This is a genomic window from Nonlabens sp., from assembly GCF_018401815.1.
In the GTDB taxonomy this organism is placed as follows: domain Bacteria; phylum Bacteroidota; class Bacteroidia; order Flavobacteriales; family Flavobacteriaceae; genus Nonlabens.
The window spans coordinates 17759-36132 of the sequence record NZ_JAGYKG010000001.1 but is presented as its reverse complement, the minus strand read 5'-3'; the positions used below and the strand labels follow the sequence as shown (position 1 = coordinate 36132).

The 18374-nt window shown below is 38.2% G+C and carries 21 protein-coding genes; 9 read left to right on the top strand and 12 right to left on the bottom strand.

Annotated elements, in window-relative coordinates; genetic code table 11:
• Positions 1 to 2: 2 nt before the first annotated feature.
• The 3 genes from KG732_RS00185 to KG732_RS00175 all read right to left on the bottom strand — a co-directional run bounded on the left by KG732_RS00185 (position 3) and on the right by KG732_RS00175 (position 3067).
• Positions 3 to 878 carry an MBL fold metallo-hydrolase gene (locus KG732_RS00185; protein WP_213520054.1) on the bottom strand — a complete coding sequence of 292 codons (876 nt, stop codon included), beginning with the start codon at positions 876 to 878 and terminating at the stop codon, positions 3 to 5.
• Between the two features lie 73 nt (positions 879 to 951).
• On the bottom strand, positions 952 to 2460 hold the full coding sequence (locus KG732_RS00180) for a Na+/H+ antiporter NhaC family protein (RefSeq protein WP_213520052.1): 1509 nt from the start codon (positions 2458 to 2460) through the stop codon (positions 952 to 954).
• Between the two features lie 58 nt (positions 2461 to 2518).
• A complete protein-coding gene (locus KG732_RS00175) occupies positions 2519 to 3067 on the bottom strand; it encodes a cupin domain-containing protein (RefSeq protein ID WP_213520051.1) in 549 nt (182 codons plus the stop codon).
• A 118-nt stretch (positions 3068 to 3185) separates the two neighbouring features.
• On the opposite strand from KG732_RS00175, the gene trxB reads away from it, so the two are divergent.
• Entirely contained in the window at positions 3186 to 4172 is a 987-nt protein-coding gene (gene trxB, locus KG732_RS00170; RefSeq protein WP_213520048.1) for a thioredoxin-disulfide reductase, read from the top strand.
• 188 nt (positions 4173 to 4360) lie between these two features.
• Here the strand turns inward: trxB and KG732_RS00165 are convergent, their stop codons facing one another.
• The 4 genes from KG732_RS00165 to KG732_RS00150 all read right to left on the bottom strand — a co-directional run bounded on the left by KG732_RS00165 (position 4361) and on the right by KG732_RS00150 (position 7923).
• Positions 4361 to 5185 (bottom strand): DUF2807 domain-containing protein, encoded by an 825-nt coding sequence (locus tag KG732_RS00165; protein WP_213520046.1) that lies wholly within the window; start codon positions 5183 to 5185, stop codon positions 4361 to 4363.
• A gap of 212 nt (positions 5186 to 5397) precedes the next feature.
• Complete coding sequence (locus tag KG732_RS00160) at positions 5398 to 7083, bottom strand: PspC domain-containing protein (RefSeq protein ID WP_213520044.1); 1686 nt, start codon at positions 7081 to 7083, stop codon at positions 5398 to 5400.
• Complete coding sequence (locus tag KG732_RS00155) at positions 7080 to 7421, bottom strand: PadR family transcriptional regulator (protein WP_213520042.1); 342 nt, start codon at positions 7419 to 7421, stop codon at positions 7080 to 7082. The genes KG732_RS00160 and KG732_RS00155 overlap by 4 nt, the downstream gene beginning before the upstream one ends.
• Before the next feature lies 1 nt (position 7422).
• Positions 7423 to 7923 (bottom strand): DUF4870 domain-containing protein, encoded by a 501-nt coding sequence (locus KG732_RS00150; RefSeq protein ID WP_213520040.1) that lies wholly within the window; start codon positions 7921 to 7923, stop codon positions 7423 to 7425.
• 157 nt (positions 7924 to 8080) lie between these two features.
• On the opposite strand from KG732_RS00150, the gene KG732_RS00145 reads away from it, so the two are divergent.
• The 4 genes from KG732_RS00145 to KG732_RS00130 all read left to right on the top strand — a co-directional run bounded on the left by KG732_RS00145 (position 8081) and on the right by KG732_RS00130 (position 11949).
• Positions 8081 to 8533 carry a DUF4442 domain-containing protein gene (locus tag KG732_RS00145; protein ID WP_213521153.1) on the top strand — a complete coding sequence of 151 codons (453 nt, stop codon included), beginning with the start codon at positions 8081 to 8083 and terminating at the stop codon, positions 8531 to 8533.
• Between the two features lie 345 nt (positions 8534 to 8878).
• On the top strand, positions 8879 to 9922 hold the full coding sequence (locus tag KG732_RS00140; RefSeq protein WP_213520038.1) for an o-succinylbenzoate synthase: 1044 nt from the start codon (positions 8879 to 8881) through the stop codon (positions 9920 to 9922).
• Between the two features lie 2 nt (positions 9923 to 9924).
• On the top strand, positions 9925 to 10878 hold the full coding sequence (locus tag KG732_RS00135; protein WP_213520036.1) for a CPBP family intramembrane glutamic endopeptidase: 954 nt from the start codon (positions 9925 to 9927) through the stop codon (positions 10876 to 10878).
• Positions 10879 to 10893: 15 nt separating this feature from the next.
• Positions 10894 to 11949 (top strand): AMP-binding protein, encoded by a 1056-nt coding sequence (locus KG732_RS00130; RefSeq protein ID WP_213520034.1) that lies wholly within the window; start codon positions 10894 to 10896, stop codon positions 11947 to 11949.
• A gap of 75 nt (positions 11950 to 12024) precedes the next feature.
• Here the strand turns inward: KG732_RS00130 and KG732_RS00125 are convergent, their stop codons facing one another.
• Together KG732_RS00125 and dnaA are read right to left on the bottom strand one after the other, a co-directional pair.
• Positions 12025 to 12474, bottom strand: a complete 450-nt coding sequence (locus KG732_RS00125) for a low molecular weight protein-tyrosine-phosphatase (RefSeq protein WP_213521152.1) — start codon at positions 12472 to 12474, stop codon at positions 12025 to 12027.
• A 23-nt stretch (positions 12475 to 12497) separates the two neighbouring features.
• Positions 12498 to 13925, bottom strand: a complete 1428-nt coding sequence (gene dnaA / locus KG732_RS00120; RefSeq protein WP_213520032.1) for a chromosomal replication initiator protein DnaA — start codon at positions 13923 to 13925, stop codon at positions 12498 to 12500.
• Positions 13926 to 14115: 190 nt separating this feature from the next.
• Between dnaA and KG732_RS00115 the strand changes: the two genes are divergently transcribed.
• Together KG732_RS00115 and KG732_RS00110 are read left to right on the top strand one after the other, a co-directional pair.
• The gene (locus tag KG732_RS00115) at positions 14116 to 14526 is read left to right on the top strand and encodes a thioesterase family protein (RefSeq protein WP_213520030.1); all 411 of its coding nucleotides are present in this window, start codon (positions 14116 to 14118) and stop codon (positions 14524 to 14526) included.
• Between the two features lie 57 nt (positions 14527 to 14583).
• Complete coding sequence (locus KG732_RS00110) at positions 14584 to 15129, top strand: pyridoxamine 5'-phosphate oxidase family protein (RefSeq protein ID WP_213520028.1); 546 nt, start codon at positions 14584 to 14586, stop codon at positions 15127 to 15129.
• On the opposite strand, the gene KG732_RS00105 is transcribed toward KG732_RS00110, so the two are convergent.
• On the bottom strand, positions 15126 to 15731 hold the full coding sequence (locus tag KG732_RS00105) for a YigZ family protein (RefSeq protein WP_213520026.1): 606 nt from the start codon (positions 15729 to 15731) through the stop codon (positions 15126 to 15128). The genes KG732_RS00110 and KG732_RS00105 overlap by 4 nt on opposite strands.
• A 45-nt stretch (positions 15732 to 15776) precedes the next feature.
• Here KG732_RS00105 and KG732_RS00100 point away from each other — a divergent pair, with 45 nt between their 5' ends.
• Both KG732_RS00100 and KG732_RS00095 read left to right on the top strand, forming a co-directional pair.
• Positions 15777 to 15974, top strand: coding sequence for a hypothetical protein (locus tag KG732_RS00100; RefSeq protein WP_213520024.1), 198 nt, complete (start codon positions 15777 to 15779; stop codon positions 15972 to 15974).
• Between the two features lie 34 nt (positions 15975 to 16008).
• Complete coding sequence (locus KG732_RS00095) at positions 16009 to 16257, top strand: hypothetical protein (protein WP_213520022.1); 249 nt, start codon at positions 16009 to 16011, stop codon at positions 16255 to 16257.
• A gap of 151 nt (positions 16258 to 16408) precedes the next feature.
• Here KG732_RS00095 and KG732_RS00090 read toward each other — a convergent pair whose 3' ends face one another.
• Both KG732_RS00090 and ribD read right to left on the bottom strand, forming a co-directional pair.
• Positions 16409 to 17275, bottom strand: a complete 867-nt coding sequence (locus KG732_RS00090; RefSeq protein WP_213520020.1) for an EamA family transporter — start codon at positions 17273 to 17275, stop codon at positions 16409 to 16411.
• Positions 17272 to 18285, bottom strand: coding sequence for a bifunctional diaminohydroxyphosphoribosylaminopyrimidine deaminase/5-amino-6-(5-phosphoribosylamino)uracil reductase RibD (gene ribD / locus KG732_RS00085; protein WP_213520018.1), 1014 nt, complete (start codon positions 18283 to 18285; stop codon positions 17272 to 17274). Before ribD ends, KG732_RS00090 begins: the two co-directional genes overlap by 4 nt.
• Positions 18286 to 18374: the final 89 nt, after the last annotated feature.

Sequence of the window (18374 nt, the reverse complement as noted above, 5' to 3'; positions counted from 1 at the left end):
TATTACTTGTGGGTAGTTTCTAAAATTAAACTATCGTAAATCACAGTTCGAATTTTTTCTGAACTGACATACCCATCACCAAAACCTTTTGCATCGTATTTTTTAGTTATGGAATTGTTTTTCTCAACTTGTTCTCGAGTTTTTCCATCACGTATCTCTTTTTGAATTTGTGTTTTTAAATCCACCAGCATTGGAATGTAGTCAGCGAGATCCTTATAAGAAGCAAGAGCTCCATGGCCTGGAACAATTTTAGTATCTTCATTTATGGTATTCAAGACCTTCTTTTGTGCTGTGATGTACCCACTTATGGAGCCGCCAGAGTCGAGATCTATAAAAGGATAACGGGCATTAAAAAAAACATCACCCATATGTACTACATTATTCTTAGTAAGGTAAACAAAGCTATCCCCGTCGGTATGGGCATTGTGTACGTGAATAATTAAGTCGTCTTCATCAATCAGTGATACTATAAACTCTTCTTCAAGTACTTTCTCCGGTAAAAAGTTTTCGTTTTTTTCACTTTCTATCAATCGGTTTCTTACATTACTATGTGCAATAATGCTTATTTCTTTGGTATTGAAATTTTCATTTCCTCCCGTATGGTCACCGTGATGGTGGGTGTTGATGAGGTATTTCAGAGGCTTGTCGGTAATCCTTGCAATTTCTTTTTTTAATTGATCACTTAAAGCTGCGTATGGTGAATCGATCATGACTACTTCAGATTCTCCTACTTGAATCAATATATTCCCTCCGGCGCCTTCTAGCATGTAAACGTTTTGGGTTACCTCATGAGTAATGACTTCTAGCTCGTCAAATTTGTTTTGTGCAGCAGAAATGCATCCAATAACTAGAGGTAGCGCAAAAAGTAATTTTTTCATTTTTATTTATTTATACAAATGTGACTGAGCCATTTCTATAGTCTAGCTCTTATAGTTGTAAAGGTTTTTCTCCTCAGCTACTCCTAGTAGGTGCTTGAGCACTTAGTTGTTTAATTTTTATTCTAAAAGCTGCAAACAATAAGGTCATAAAAGGAGAAAGCCAGTTGAATATCGCATAGATAAAGTAATCTTTTACGTCTACGCCTAAGGTAGAACTTTGATAAGCTCCACAAGTATTCCATGGAATCAACGCACTGGTTACCGTACCAGAATCTTCTAGGGTTCTAGAAAGGTTTTCTGGGGCTAGGCCTTTTTCGGCATAAGCCTTAGCGTACATTTTTCCAGGCACGACTATGGCCAGGTATTGATCACTTGCCGTCACATTAATCGCTAGACAGCTTACTACTGTGCTAGCAAACAGCCCAAAAACAGAGTCAAATAAATGAAGTAGTGCACGACTGATGCGTGACAAAGCACCTATGGCATCCATAATACCCCCAAAAACCATTGCACAAATAATCAGCCAGATCGTTCCCAACATGGACTCCATTCCTTTTCCTTCAAAGAGGCCACTTAGTTTTTCGGCAATCTCTGGATTATCAGTTACTGGAACTACCACCGTTTTTACAGTAATGGCATTCATAACACCTTTATACATAGCAGTGGCATTCCATTCTTTTACTCCAGAAATAGCATGCACCAATTCTGGTTGGAACATCAAAGCAAAGACACCTGCTAAAAGAGTTCCTATCAATAAAGCGATTAAAGGAGATACTTTTTTTATAATCATGGCAATAACCACTATAGGAACCACAAATAGTATAGGAGAGGTATTAAAGGTAGCGTCAATAGCCTCCTGATATTGTGAAACATCGGCCACACCAGTAGTATCTAGATTAAATCCTATAATGATAAAAACAAGTAGCGTTATAGCAATAGTAGGCACTGTGGTAAGGGTCATGTATTTGATGTGTGTAAATAGATCTGTTCCTGCCATCGCAGGTGCTAGGTTGGTCGTATCACTCAACGGACTCAGCTTATCGCCAAAATAAGCCCCACTTAACACGGCACCAGCCGTCATTCCGGCACTGATGTCTAGTGCGCCGGCAATTCCTATTAACGCAATACCTACAGTAGCACTAGTCGTCCAACTGCTTCCAGTGGCGATCGAAATTACCGAACAAATAAGCACACAGGCAGCAAGGAATATAGACGGATTTAAGATATCAAGACCGTAATAAATCATAGTGGGGATGATACCACTTAACAGCCACGTACCTGCAAGTGCTCCTACCATTAAAAGAATTAAAATGGCTCCAGTAGTAGATTTTAAGTTCTGTGCTACTTCCTCTATCATAGTAGTGTAAGAAACCTTATTTAAATAGCCTACTATACCAGCTACCGTAGCTCCTAATAGCAGTACAAACTGATTAGAACCGCTTAAAGAATCATCACCATAGATATAGACATTAACAGCGAGCATCCCAACAAGGGCAAAAACAGGAATAAGCGCTTCCCATATAGTAAGTTCGTTATTTTCAATTATTTTTTCTTCTTCTTGGTTGATGTTTGGGCTTTCCATAAGGGCATTTGATGAACTGTAATGTTACGATTTTGTATATTGAGTTGCAAATTAGACGTCAAAGAGATTTATATTTTTGCAGCAGGTGCTTTTCATAACCTAGCTTTCGCGAAAGCGTCACCAATACAGATAATAAGGGTTTGATGCATCTAAATAAGAAATGATCTACTTGATTATCAACCCAGTGCAGCAATAAAACTGCATGCAATGGGTGAAACGGTACCTGCTTCTTACCAAAGGTTGTTCCATCACCTACAAAACCAAAAAGGACGGCAATAAAGTTTTCAAATCCGGGCTGGCCGGGCTCTAATTTTGCTCTAAAAACAATAGTTTGATCCCCAGGATTATAAAAACGATGCGCATCCAACAAGGGTATTTTAAACTGCATACCAGGCCGCAAGAAAAGCTCCTCACCTAAATAATGAACTCCTAAAGTACCTTGCAGCGGATAGAAATCTTCTGTAAACCTCTTATGGAAATGTATAGGGTTACCTCCACCAGGTTGTAATACTACCTCTATTAAAATATAAGCACCATGAGTTTGAGCACTAGTTTTTAGAATACTGGCTTTTTCTTTGGTAACAGGATTGAGGTATACTTGTGGCATAAATCAAAGGTATCTCGCAATTATGGAAATCCTTAATAAATGGATAATAAATAGTGATCGATAGATTAAGGTATTGAGAAGTCATGCTCTTATATTTGTATCTCAAAGTTTTACAATTATGTCAGAGAATATAGAAAGAATAAAATGTTTGATCATAGGTTCAGGACCTGCAGGATATACCGCTGCTATTTATGCCGCACGTGCAGATATGAAGCCAGTGGTATACACAGGTATGGAGCCAGGTGGACAACTTACCACAACTACAGAGGTTGATAATTTTCCAGGGTATCCAAATGGAATTGATGGACCTGCCATGATGGTGGACCTACAGAAACAAGCCGAGCGTTTTGGAACCCAAGTGCGCATTGGAATGGTTACTGAAGTGCATTTTTCTAAAGAAAAAGGTGGCATTCATACGGCCATTGTAGACGGTAAAACAAAAATTGAAGCCAATACCGTCATTATTTCTACAGGTGCAACTGCCAAATATTTAAACATACCAAGTGAGCAAAGATTGCGAGGTGGTGGAGTAAGTGCTTGTGCCGTTTGTGATGGGTTCTTTTATAAAAATCAAGATGTAGCTATAGTAGGAGCAGGAGATACTGCTGCAGAAGAAGCTTCGTACCTAGCTAATATTTGTAAAAGCGTAACCATGCTAGTGCGCAAAGATCACATGCGTGCCTCAAAAGCAATGCAACATAGAGTTCACGGTTTAAAAAATATTAAAGTATTGTACAACTCTGAGGTAGATGAAGTCTTAGGAGATACTGTAGTGGAAGGATTGCGCATTGTTAACAATCAAACCCAAGTAAAACATGAAATTGATATTACAGGAATTTTTATTGCCATAGGTCATAAGCCTAATACAGATATTTTTAAAGGCCAATTGGAAATGGAAGAAGATGGTTATTTGAAAACGGTTCCAGGTTCTACTAAAACAAATCTTCCAGGTGTTTTCGCTTGTGGAGATGTACAAGATAAAATATACAGACAAGCAGTTACCGCTGCAGGAACTGGTTGTATGGCCGCGCTAGATTCTGAGCGCTACCTAGCAGAAATAGGAATTGTGGAAGAAGTTAAAGCTGGAGATTACAGTATTAAATAAACGGTTCAAACAGGGTGATTGGATCACAAAAAGTCTCTTTGAACTTGCTTTAAAGAGACTTTTTAGTAGTACAACCTCAGGTGTGTATTTTCTTAAATTTGTGTTGTAAAATTGATAAGAATCTTTATAAAAACCCCCTAATCAAAGCAATTGATTAGGGGGTTTTTAAAGTTATCTAACGTCTAACATTACTCTTTATTCAAAACAGATTTTCCTATAAATTGCTGAATTTCTATTTTAGGGGTATTGTAAAGAGTTACTTTTGCATCATCACTAGAGTCTATAGAAAGATTATTTTTTACATTAATTCCGGTACGAGCATTATTATTAATTGTTAAGATTAATTCATCTATAACTAGGTTTTTACCCTCGAGGGATGCGTTTTCAGTCAAGTTGATTTTCCCGTTTTTGATATCGCCCTCTATCTTAGCACTTGCTCGATCTCCCACATGCAAATCTAAATTTTCATATTTGATCAACGCTTTTAAATCGGCCTTATTTCTAAGATGAATCACAGCATTTTTACCACTTAAATTCAATTCTGATTTGGTGTTCAATGCTGCATTAAGCGTTAATTTTGTTACCTTGGCTGTCAGGTACACTTTTGCATCTTTTTCTACACTTAAGTCTAATTCTTTAAATTCAAGACTCGTAACCGAGGAGAGTACGGCATTATCAGTAACCATTATGGACTTTAATTCAGGTCCATAAATGATTCGGAATTTCATCTCTTTTTTAGAACGTATTCTAGCTGTAGAAGTAATAACTAGTTGACCATCTATTACTCTTGCTTCAATATATTGATGTAAATTAGAGTCTGTGGTGACTTCTAGTTGGGGAGAAGCCCCTGGAATGATTTCTACTTCATAATCATCGCTTATCTCTAATGTTTTAAAAGGTGCAATCGCACTTACCTCGGTAGTTACCTGGCGATTCCCTTTTACTTTGATCATCTCTTGAGCGCTTGTTGCTGCAGTAGTCAACACGAAAACAAAAAGTAGTAATTTTTTCATAAGGATAATTTATTTGTCAAAGGTAAAACAAAAACCGCTCCATAGCGAAATGGAGCGGCTAAGAGTTCTACATCTCAATCACAAGTGCAGAACGTCAACTGAAAATTGTTTCTAATAGGTATAGGTTTTTGTAAAGGTTAAAGGTCCCGCTTTTTTGGTTTTAGTAACTGTTACTTTGCCTACTTCTAGGCCACCTAATGTTAAAGGTTTAGTCATGCGGACTTTTCATCATCCTCATCAGTGTAGTTCCATTTCCCATCGGTAGTAGTGGTGGAGTCTATAACTTTAGTACTCTTGCTGTCTCCAGATTCTGTTTCATCTACCACAGGACAGTCTAAGCATACAGCTTTAGCATTTTTGATTTGGAAGGTGTTATTTCTAAGACTTCCCAAATCCAACGCGTCATCAATCATCCAGTCTCCTCGGTAATGGTATTGAAATGTTTCATTCAGTTTTGCTTTTGTCCCTTCAGGTAGATAAATCGTCACATGTACCTTTTGACCGAGTAAACCAGAGCCTTTAGGTGCGATGATATAATTAGGCGCAACAAAAGTAGAGTCAGTTAACTGGTAGTCGTACACTAAGGATTCAGCATTTAATTTTGCCGTGTCAAAGGAATCTCCTTTTGCTTTAAAATTAATATTTACATGCGCCAGGCTATCTCTACTCACTGCAATGGCCACATGAACTTGATCGATTCTTATAGCTTTTTCACCTTTATAATCGATGACTTTGATCCCGTTGTTATTGACATAAATCTGGTCTCCTAAATAATTATCTTTCAACAACTTTAAGTTAAAGACCTTTTCTTTATCAATTTCAAATTCATTTACCTTGATGACATTCCCGTCAAATGCTTGACTAGCAGCAATTCTTGCAATAGATACACTAAGAACTATTACTGATATGATCCATAGAACTACCAAAACTATTTTTGCAGGCATCCCAATAGACTTTAAATTATTCACCAACAGCTTAAGTCCTAAAATAGCGAGCACTAATAAAGGGATCCCCAAAGTGATCACAGCAGCGGTTAAAAGGATCCAAGAAGCTTGATGTTGAGGCACCACTAGGTCAAAGAAATGTATCAAATGTTGACCGTCTACATTTATAAAACTAGCCGTTATGGTAGAAATAATTAAAGCAATAAGTGCTGTAACTGCCGTTAAAAAAACAATCAAGCCTATTATTTTAATCAATGCTTTAAAAAAGCCTTTGATCAATCTTCCTACTAGATTAAAGAATCTAATGGATCCGCGTTTTCCTTTTTGACCTACGATATGGTGGTCGGCGTCGGTCTGCCCATCGACCACAGGCTCAAAACCCTGCTTAAAATTCTCTTCAATGTTAGAGATATTTACCTCTTTACCCATCATCGTTAAACGCTGGTTAGTGGTTACTGCATCGGGTACCAGAATCCATAACAACACATAAACAGGTATGGCCCAGCCTACGCTAAAAATCACCAAAAGCACCCAAAGCACACGTATCCATACGGCATCTATTCCTAAGTAGTATCCGATACCTCCAGAAACTCCGCCTATATAACCGTTTTGAGTATCTCTAAAAAGTTGTTTGTTTTTACCAGTGCTTCTGTAGTGTTTGCGAGAAGTTTGTTCTTCAAAAATTTCTTCGTCTACTTCATAATCTTCAGGCTGACCCATGATACCAATCACTTCCTCTACATGAGTAATGGAAATAACTTGCATTTCATTAGCTCTTTTTTCTAGAAAAAGCTCTGCAATACGCGATTCTATATCGCTCATGATCTCGTCAGCACCGCTAGTACCAGCAAATGAATTATTCACTGCTGCGATATAACGTTGCAGGCGTTGATAGGCATCTTCATCTATATGGAAGAACAGCCCAGCTAGGTTTATATTGATGGTCTTGTTCATGATTTCGTCATTTTTGATTTGGTTACTAAATTTACAGCATTTTTAAGATCGTCCCAAGTGGTGGTCAGTTCTGTCAGGAAAATTTTACCTGTTTCAGTAAGCCCGTAGTACTTACGTGGCGGGCCACCGGTACTTTCTTCCCAGCGATAGTTGAGCAATCCCGCATTTTTAAGCCTGGTGAGCAAAGGGTATATGGTTCCTTCTACTACCAGCATTTTGGCGTCCTTTAAGGTGTTCAAAATCTCTGCTACGTAGGCATCCTCTTCCTTTAAGATGGAAAGAATACAGTATTCGAGAACCCCTTTACGCATTTGCGCTTTTGTGTTTTCTATCTTCATATTATTTTTTATTAGGTGTTTCTACCTCCTCATGATGAGGTATGAAAGGAATCGTTATTGGATAATTGTAATCTTTACCTTCATTGGCTTTAATAGCTGCCTGAATCGTACATACCAGGTCGATGACACCTAGAATAAGTATGGCAGTGCCACAGATGACGCTGCTTGTGACTATAGTATTGAAGATGCCCAGATCATTCCAAAAAGGAAAATCAGTACCGTGATCCATGGCCTTCCATAAACTAGGCCCTCCAGAAACCATAGATCCGATGATGACGCCGCCGCCTATAAAAGCCAGTACAATCGTATACAGTGTGATGCTGATCTGAAAGTTGATCGCTTGTTTACCGTGTCTATCTATAAACTCAGATTTCTTAGAATTCGTCATCCATAACAAAATGGGAAGGACAAAATTCCCAAGAGGGAAAATCCATTTTCCAAAGGTTAATAAATGAATACCCGTAGCGATAGTCTTGTAGTTATTTTGGTTTGTTGATTCCATAGCCTATTATTTTCTTATGCAAATATATGGTTAAAAGATAGTATTATGCAATACAAAGTACCATATATTTTTTATAACTAGATTTTTTTGATGGTTTCGCTTTCGCGAAAGCGTTGCAAATACAAGCCTTTTTACTATTTTTACGGTAAATGTTAAAATTATGATCACGCCTAAAAAAATTAACACATTTACCTTTTTTAAGCTGCCTAGTTGCTGGTGGACCGGTGTGAGATGTACCCAGATTGATGCAGAAAACTGTACGGTTAGTGTCAAGCACAAGTGGTTCAATCAGAACCCATTTAAGAGCATGTACTTTGCTGTGCAAGCCATGGCAGCAGAGCTTTCTACTGGGGCTTTAGTGATGTCTTATATACATAAAAGCGAGGCTAAAGTGTCCATGCTTGTGGCCAATAACAACGCCTCTTTTACTAAAAAAGCCACAGGGCGCATTACTTTTACATGTTTGGATGGAGCGGCGATACAAGAAGCCATCGCAACAACAGTAGCCACTGGAGTAGGGCAAACCTTATGGATGACGTCTAAAGGAGTGAACGAAAAGGGGGTGCAAGTGAGCGAATTTCATTTTGAGTGGACGGTGAAGAGAAAATAGTAGGCAGTGTCAGTATGCAGTATGAAGTAGGCAGGAGTTAGCAGGAATTGGGCAAGTGGCAGGTTGATTTCGAACTGTATTCGGTGTGTTGTTAGACAGTAGTTGAGTTAACAGTGGCCGTTTTCAGTAAGCAGTAGGTCGTGACTATTTATTTTAGAACATTGAAAGGGAAAGAAATGAGAATCAAGTTTGTTTGTGACTTTTCAGTAGCTTTCTCCATGCTGCTTCTCAGAAATCACATCTTTTGCAACTGATCTCTGAACTCTAACTTCTCTATTAAGTTATTTTTCTTAACTATTTCACAATCTTTTTCAACTAAAATCTACTAGTAACTATATTCACCTCATGAAAGCAGTTTACCGGAAGTACGTGTTAGAATTCAAGCAACCTGCGGGAACTTCCCGTGGTGTTTTAAAAACAAAAGACACCTGGTTTTTGATCATCGATAATGGAGTGAAAAAAGGAGTAGGAGAGGTGAATATGTTTGCAGGTCTTTCTATAGATGATCGCCCTGATTTTGAAGAAAAACTGCAATGGACATGTGATCATATCAAGTTACCACAGGTAAAAATGATGCAGGCGTTAAAAGAATGGCCGTCTATTTTATTTGGTTATGAAATGGCGATAAAGTCTTTGCAGTCCAGTAATCCCTTCACCTTATTTCCTTCTATGTTTACAGAGGGACATGATGCTATTGCTATCAATGGCTTGGTGTGGATGGGAAATCAAGATTTCATGATGCAACAGCTAGAGGAAAAACTCAGAGAGGGCTTTGATTGTATTAAAATGAAGATAGGTGCCATTGATTTTGAGTCTGAAATGAGTCTGTTAAAATTAATACGTTCCCGCTTTCGCGAAAGCGAGATCAGCATACGAGTAGATGCTAATGGAGCTTTTACCCCAGAGAATGCCTTGGGAAAATTGGAAGAAATAGCGTCACATCAAGTACACAGTATCGAGCAACCTATAGCACAAGGACAGTGGCAAGAAATGGCTAGACTTTGTGAGCAAAGCCCTGTTGATATTGCGCTTGATGAGGAATTGATAGGATGTTACGAAATAGAAGAAAAAATAAATTGTCTGGAAACTATCCAACCTCAGTACCTCATTTTAAAGCCCGCTTTAATAGGGGGTTTTCAAAGCAGTAGAGAATGGATCCATCTTGCTGAAGAGAGAAACATTAACTGGTGGATCACTAGTGCGCTAGAGTCTAATGTTGGCCTTAATGCGATTGCGCAATTTACCTACACTTTAGGAAATAAAATGCCTCAAGGACTGGGGACAGGATCTCTTTTTACTAATAACATAGAAGCTCCTTTAGAGATTAAAAAAGGTCATTTGTACTGTAACGCATCTGGCAGCTGGAACACTAATGATTTAAAATTGTAAATATGTATATAGAACAAGGTTATAAAGGAAAATTAGGGGCTTGGAACTTTTTTGTAATTCCAGTACTATTTATACTTTTAATGTCTTTTAACTATGTGTCTACAAAGTTGATGCTTGCCGAAACTGATCAGTCTATGGAGGCGCTGATGAGTCAAATGATAGATCAAATCGGGAAGAATGTTTTCTTAGCTATAAATCTTGTGATTTTTGTTGTGGGTTTATTAGCTGTATTCTTTTGGGTAAAATTTATTCATCAACAGACACTCACCCATTTCACTACTTCTCGTAAAAAGATTGATTGGAAACGCATAGGCTTGATGTTTGTGCTTTGGGGTACTTTTTCTGCAGGCACTACCCTTATAGCTGTTTATTCGGTTCCTGAAAATTATGAGTTGCAGTTTAATTGGACCAGTTTCCTGCCCTTGCTTTTCATTTCATTAGTGTTATTTCCTTTTCAAACAAGTTTTGAGGAGTACTTATTCAGAGGGCAATTGCTTCAAGGTTTAGGTATAGCTACCAAAAGCCGCGCAGTTTCATGGATAGTCACTTCTGTATTATTTGGTGTGATGCATGCTGCTAATCCAGAAGTGGAGAAATTAGGACCTTCTGTAATGATTTTTTATATAGGCACAGGACTGGTTTTAGGAGCGATGACTTTGCTGGATGAGGGGTTAGAACTTGCGTTGGGATTTCATGCAGCCAATAATATAGTGGGAGCTTTATTGATCACCTCTACTTGGACTGCTATACAAACAGATTCTGTTTACCTGGACACTTCTGTTATGCCTTCATTTTCCATCGTAGATGCCTTACCTATAGGAATAGGTTATCCTATTTTATTACTTATTTTGGGTAAGATTTACAAATGGAAAAACTGGAAAGAAAAATTGTTTGGTAGGGTACTGAGCAAGGAGGAGTTTCTCGCATTAGAACCAGAACCTTTTAATGATAAATAGTAACCATACTAAATTATGATCCCTAAAATACATCCGACTTTTAAATTAAACGGTCACTCTTTAGATTATGAAGGAGTCATGATCGTTGCTTACAGTTATATCAAAGAAGGCGAGGAGTGGGAAAAGCAAATAGGTGATTTCCTCTTGAGTTGGCTGGATAACTTTGATGTAGTTACTGTGCGAACTAGTGGCTCTACAGGTGTTCCTAAAGAGTATAAATTAAATAAACAGCACATGATCAATAGTGCGGTAATGACTGGTCAGTATTTTGATATAGGAGCAGAAAAAGAGGTGTTGTGCTGCTTGCCTTTGAGTTATATCGCTGGAAAGATGATGATGGTAAGAGCCATGACATTGGGATGGCATTTAGATCTTGTACAGCCTAGTACCACACCACTTCGTAAAGCCGATAAGAGATACGACTTTACTGCCATGTCTCCTTTACAAGTTGCTAAATCCCTAGACGATATTCATAAAGTTAGAAAAGTCATCATCGGCGGTGGCGCGGTTTCTCAAGGTCTTATTGAAAAATTAAAAGGAAAGCATACCAAAGCCTTCCATACCTATGGGATGACAGAGACCTCCTCTCATATTGCAGTAAGAGAGTTGTACCCTATTTATGAAGAGAATTACTCTGTTTTGGAGGGTGTTCAAATTGAAAAAGATAAAGAAAACCGCTTGGTCATTCATGCCCCTAAAATAGCTACGTCTACATTAGTTACTAATGACGTAGTGGAGTTGGTTAATGATAAACAATTTAACGTCTTGGGGAGAGTAGATGATGTGATTAATACAGGATCTGTCAAGGTACATCCTACTCAAATAGAACAAAAACTATCTCATCACATTTCAGAATCGTTTTTTATTTCAGGAAAAGCAGACGAAGAATTAGGACAGAAAGTGATTTTGATTATAGAAGGCAAAGAAAGAGACGTGCAACAGGCGTTCCAAAAACTGGGAAAATTTGAAATACCTAAAGAAATTTATTTTGTAGAAAAGTTTGCTTTAACCCATACTGGCAAAATGGATAAGCGAGTGATTTTAGAAAAGTTATTTTCTGACCATCGATAGAAGGTGGTTAGCAGAAATTAAAAGCCATTAAAAAAACAACAGCATTATAATGCTGTTGTTTTTTTAATAATATGATTATTTTATATGATTGTCCATTTTCTGAGCAATAACATCAGTGGCCCGGTCCAGCATGCGGTAAATGTTTTCAAAACCTGTAGAGCCTCCGTAATAAGGGTCAGGCACGTCTAGGTTTTCACCGGGGAAGACTTCGTCTAGAATTTTGATCACTTTTTTCTTTTGCTCTTCTGTACTGGCGAGAGCAGTGACATCATTGTAATTGGACTGATCCATAACATAAAGAACATCAAAATTTTTAAAATCTTCTTCAAGAAGTTTACGGCTCTTTTGTTTAGAGATATCCAAACCGTATTTCTTTGCAACAGCAATGGATCTTTTGTCAGGAGCTTCTCCTTTATGACCACTACTTGTTCCTGCACTGTCAACTGTAAATTTAGTAAAGTTGAGTTTTGATTTCATCAAGCCTTCAGCAAGTGGAGATCGGCAGATGTTGCCCAAACATACCATTAAAATGCTTGTTTTCTCGTTCACTAATTGGCTAATTTTTTATGAAGGTCTTCTACGTATTTATTGAATTGCTTATCGGTAGAAGCAAGGTTATCTACTGTTTTACATGCATGCAATACGGTAGCGTGGTCTCTTTTACCTATTTGTGTTCCTATACTTGCAAGGGAAGCTTTCGTGAGTTTTTTAGAGAAGTACATTGCTAGCTGTCTAGCTTGTACAATATGCCGTTTACGAGTCTTGGATTGCAACGTTTCTACATCCATAGAGAAGTAATCACTTACTACTTGCTGGATTTGATCTATGGAAATTTCTCTTTTTGTATTCTTTACATAGTTCTCTACGATCTTGCGAGCAAGATCTATAGTGATTTCCTTACGATTAAAAGAAGAGTGCGCGATTAAAGAAATAATAGCTCCTTCCAGTTCTCTAATGTTAGTTTTAATATTATCTGCTAGATAGTGAATGACATCCTCATCCATCTCTACGCCATCGCGATAGAGTTTATTCTTGATAATCGAAACCCGAGTTTCATAATCTGGATGATTTAACTCTGCACTAAGTCCCCATTTGAAACGAGAAAGAAGGCGTTGCTCAATGTCCTGCATATCCACAGGTTTCTTATCACTAGTTAAAATGACTTGCTTGCCGTTTTGATGCAAGTGATTAAATATATGGAAAAAGACATCTTGTGTACTTGATTTTCCAGCAAAAAACTGGATGTCATCTACAATAAGTACATCTACAATCTGATAGAAATGTATAAAATCGTTACGGTTGTTCTTGCGTACCGACTCAATATATTGTTGTGTGAATTTTTCGGCACTGATATAAAGAACTGTTTTATCGGGATAGTTTTCTTTAATTCCAACACCTATAGCGTGAGCCAAGTGGGTTTTCCCTAATCCTACACCACCAAAAATCAATAGCGGGTTAAAACTAGTCCCACCAGGTTTATTAGAAACAGCCATTCCAGCACTGCGTGCAAGTCTATTGGAGTCTCCTTCTAAAAAAGTTTCAAAATTATAGGATGGATTGAGTTGTGATTCAATTTTTACATTTCTAATACCAGGTATAATAAAAGGGTTTTTGAGTTCAGGACTTTTACTTCTTACCGGTGCGTCTACAGTTTGAGAATTATTAATGCTGCGATTACTGCTTGGAATTTTCTCGGTAAATGCTTCCATTCCTTTTGTAGGATTTTCCATTTTGATCGCATAGATCAGTTTAGCTCCTTCACCTAATTCACGGGTAAGTGCCGTTTTTAATAACTTGATGTAATGTTCTTCCAACCATTCATAAAAAAATCGACTCGGCACTTGTATACTTAAAGCGGTATCAGTTAGCTTTACAGGTTTAATTGGTGCAAACCATGTTTTGTAGGCTTGAGCAGCAATATTATCTTTTATAAATGCGAGACAATTTTCCCATACCGATTCTGAAGTCAGTGCCATAAGTTGTTTTTTTTTGGTTAGTGTTGGGTCGATTAAGAACTACGAATCACAAAGAATTACTGTTTTAATAATCGATGACAAATATGTGTATAAAAAACCTTAAAAAAAATTTATTTAAGGTTTGATTTATAAAAAAAAAGTTGCACTGTGCTACAAGGCCTTATAAAACAAATAAATATTGATAAATTTTATGTTTCCAATTACAATTAATATTACACCCAGGTATTCAGAAACCGATCAGATGGGAATCATTCATCATGCTAACTATCTGATATACTTAGAGCAGGCAAGGCTGGATTGGCTGAGCCAGTTAGGATTCTCTTATGTTAAAATGGAAGAGGCAGGCGTGCTTCTACCTGTTTATAATATCGATTTAAAGTATAAAAATCCGATCAAATTCGGTGATGAAATTAGTGTTAAAATTTCCCTTAAATCTATACCTACCACAAGAGTAATTTTTGATTATGAAATAGTTAATCAGAAGAATCAAGTTTGTGCCGTTTGTGAGCTCACTTTGGTATTTACTGATGCACAAACTTTTAGACCTAGAAAGCCGATTCCAGATTTTTTAGAGGCGTGTAAAAAGCTTTTAAACACATGATAATTAAACATCTCGCTTTCTCGAAAGCGAGATTTCAAACAATTAACAGCACGATATATGTTACAAGAGTTATTTTCTGACCTAATACACGAACTCAGAGGCGCTATATCCATGAGAAGGCATCCCTTCAAATACGTCACCTTATCAACCGTTGATGAACAAAAATCACCAAGATCCCGAACGGTAGTGTTAAGAGAAGTATCCGAATCTTTAGAATGCATCATTTTTACAGATGCAAGATCACAGAAGATCTCTCATATAAGTACTAATGATAATGCTTGTATGCTGGCATATCATCCTAAAAAGTTGATGCAAATACGATTAGATGGTCAATTGACAGTAGTGCGAGACCAAAAAGAAATTAAAAGGTTGTTTCAAAAAGTTTCTGAAAAGGCTATAAAGGATTATACAACATCTGTTTCCCCTGGGTGCGCTATTGATCAGCCTGATCAGGTGGAATACGTATCTAGATCAGAAAGTAACTTTGTGGCCTTAAAGTTTGTTCCACATACCATAGAATATTTAAGATTGAAAAGACCTAATCACCTACGAGCGGTTTATAAAACCGAAGACGGTTGGAAAGGGCAGTGGCTGGTTCCTTAGTTGACAGGTTTTGAGGTAATCGGGTACATGGTATGGAGAACATCAACCACTTCTTGTTGTCTGGATTCAGGTACGGCAATGGTGATCGTGCAAGTAGTTGTCATCTCTTGTTTTGTTATCTTAAAATGCTGCTCCTCTATAAACCGCATCACCTGGCTCATTTGTGGGTATTCAAAATAAATTTCCACTTCAGCAGTAATGGTTCTTGTGACTATTTTTGCATGGGAAAGGGCAAGTCTTGCCGCCTCTCGGTAAGCGCTTATCAAACCTCCTACTCCTAATTTGGTACCACCGAAGATTCTAGAAACCACTACAAGAACGTCACTAAGTTCATGAGCAACTAGTTGTCCTAATATAGGGTCTCCAGCACTGTGACTAGGTTCCCCATCATCATTTGCTCTGTAATTATCATCACTAGGGCCTAGTTTCCAGGCATAACAATGGTGTCCAGCTTTAGGGTGTGTGTGGCGCAAGACGGCGATGAGATCGGTTACCTCTTCAGGGTCTGTTAATGGAAATGCGTTGGCATAGAACTTACTACCTCTGTCTTTATAAAGAATCTCCTCAGTAGCTTTAATGATGGTTTTATAAGAATCAGTCAAGGGTAATTTTTTTTATCCATCTTAATAGGTTGTAAGATGGAATGCTTGGATTATTTTAGCAAAATAACCATTAAACTTTATCATGAAAAAGATCCTCGATTATTATTTTTAGCAATAGCCTCAATTGCTTGTGAAACAGAACCTTTAGATCCATGTCTCAATCCGAAGGGAGCTGCCGCTGGAGGTTCAGGACCTGATGGAGGGCCGGTAACAACTTCTGCAGTGGGAGACTGGGATTATTGACTATGCCACAAATACAACTCTTACTGCCTCTGTTATGGGTAATACAGTTACTTCTACAAGTTCTAATGAGTTGGTAAGTGCAAGCTCAGTTCTCTCATTCAATAGTGATGGTAGGTATACCGCTGTAGGTGATCAAACTTTTGAAATATTTTTACAAGGAATATCACAAGGTACCCAAACAATGAGTATTAATGATTCTGGCATTTATGTTGTAAACGGATCCGATTTGGACCTGATTCCTTCCTCCAATCAAAGCAGTTCTGGACTCCCTCAATTTGGCTAAGATGCAGACTTTACTATTGATACACTAACTGCTACAGACCTCGTGATCCTAATTAACCCTGCCACTACTCAAAACGTTAATGGTGCCACTCAAAGAATTGAGGTAGCTGGTTTTGGAGACTTTACGAGACAGTAGCAACCATTTTTTTATGTCAGGCTTTCGCAAAAGCGATCATAAGAATAGCTGCAACAGCCACCACAATTCCCATGTAGTTTTTAGGAAGTAGCTTTTCCTTAAAAAGCCATACGCCTAACACTGAAGTAAAAAGTACGGTTCCCACATGGTTGATAGGGTACACCACACTGCTTTCCATTCCGTTTTTAAGGGTTTTGATTAGAAAATAAATAGAATAATAATTAGGCACTCCTAAAACAACACCTGCAACTATAGATCTAAAAGTTAAAAAGCGCTTTTGAGTTGCCTCATAGATCAGGACCAGAATTCCAATGACAAAAGCCATCGCAAAGCAAATTGCGCTAAACAAAGGTTCGTCACCGCTAGGAACATGAGTAATCTCTGCATATTTGATGGTGGTATCTATCACCCCACTTCCTAAGAACAAAACAAATGGAAGCAGCAACAAGCTCTTGTTGAAGGTCAACCCCTCTTTGGACCTTACCGAAGTAAGATAAACCGATAGCAACGCGAGAAGAATCCCTACTACCTTCATCCATCCTATGGATTCTTCATACAGCCATATCCCTGCTATCACAGGAATAACTAGCGACATTTTACCAGATACAGCAGCGACTGATAAGCCATTTCTCTGACTGGTTAATGCCATGACATTAAAAATGCTAATGAATACAACTCCTAAAAATAAAGCGTAAAACAGCCAGTCGGCATGAATGATCTCTTCTACATCTGGTACACTTCCGTAAGCTAGAAAGCCCGTAGTACAAGCCACGATGTAATTCACTATGATGGCGTGAAGCGTGTGTACTTTAAAGACTTCAAAATATTTAAAAATCACATAAAGAAAGCTGGACGTCGCTATACTTAGAAGTAACCAAATCATGCGTTTCTATATATTTTCAACACGTCATTTTTAATGGACTTACGTTCTTTGATGCAGTAATTCCCTTTAAAAACAGGTGCTTTTAAACCTTGATAAAACAAGACTTCAGTTCCCATAAATTGATAGGCTTCATCCCATTGCTGGGCATCTATAAACGCCTGAATCGTGGTCGTTCCACCCTCAATAACGACCGATTGAAGACCGTTTTTATAAAGCTCGTGAAGTATCTCAGCCACATCAATAGAAGAGTGGTCCAATTTTAAGGTAGGAGCAGCGCCATCCATAACTTTAAAATCTGCTGAGATGCTATTTCTTGAATCTAGCACCACACGTGTAGGGTGAACTCCTTTCCAATCGCGGCAAGTAAGCGATGGGTTGTCGTCTAAAACAGTTTTTGCACCTACTAAAATGGCATTTTCTTCTGCTCTTAATCGGTGTGCAAGTTGTCTGGAGTGCTTGTTGGTGATCCACACGGGTTTTTGCTCGTCTTTATGGGCTGGCGCGATAAAGCCATCGCTAGTTTCGGCCCATTTTAAAATGATATACGGACGTTGCTTTTTGTGGAACGTAAAAAACCTCCTGTTGAGCTCGTTGCATTCCTGCTCTAAAACACCTACACTAACTTCTATTCCTGCTGCTTCTAACATGGCTAGACCTTTTCCAGCTACTTGATCATGCGGGTCCAGTGTGCCGATCACTACTTTTTTAAATCCTTTTTTGATGATCATGGAGGCGCACGCTGGTGTTTTTCCAGTGTGGGAACAGGGTTCTAGGTTGACGTATAATACCGCTTTCGCGAAAGCGGACTCATCACAAGTCTTTTGCTCTGCATCCAGCACCGCGTTGACTTCAGCATGAGGTTCTCCAGATTTTTTATGCCATCCTTCTCCAAGAATCTCATCATTTTCAGACACAATCACACTTCCCACTAGCGGATTAGGATAGGTAGTTCCCAAGCCGTTTTGTGCTAGTTGCAAACAGCGTTGCATGTATTTCTCGTGAGTCGTCATAAAGAACAAAGGTAAGGAGGAATTAAAAGTAAAAACAAGCTCAAAATCAACAGCTGTGAAGATTGTAGAAGCGTATGTATAATTTATGA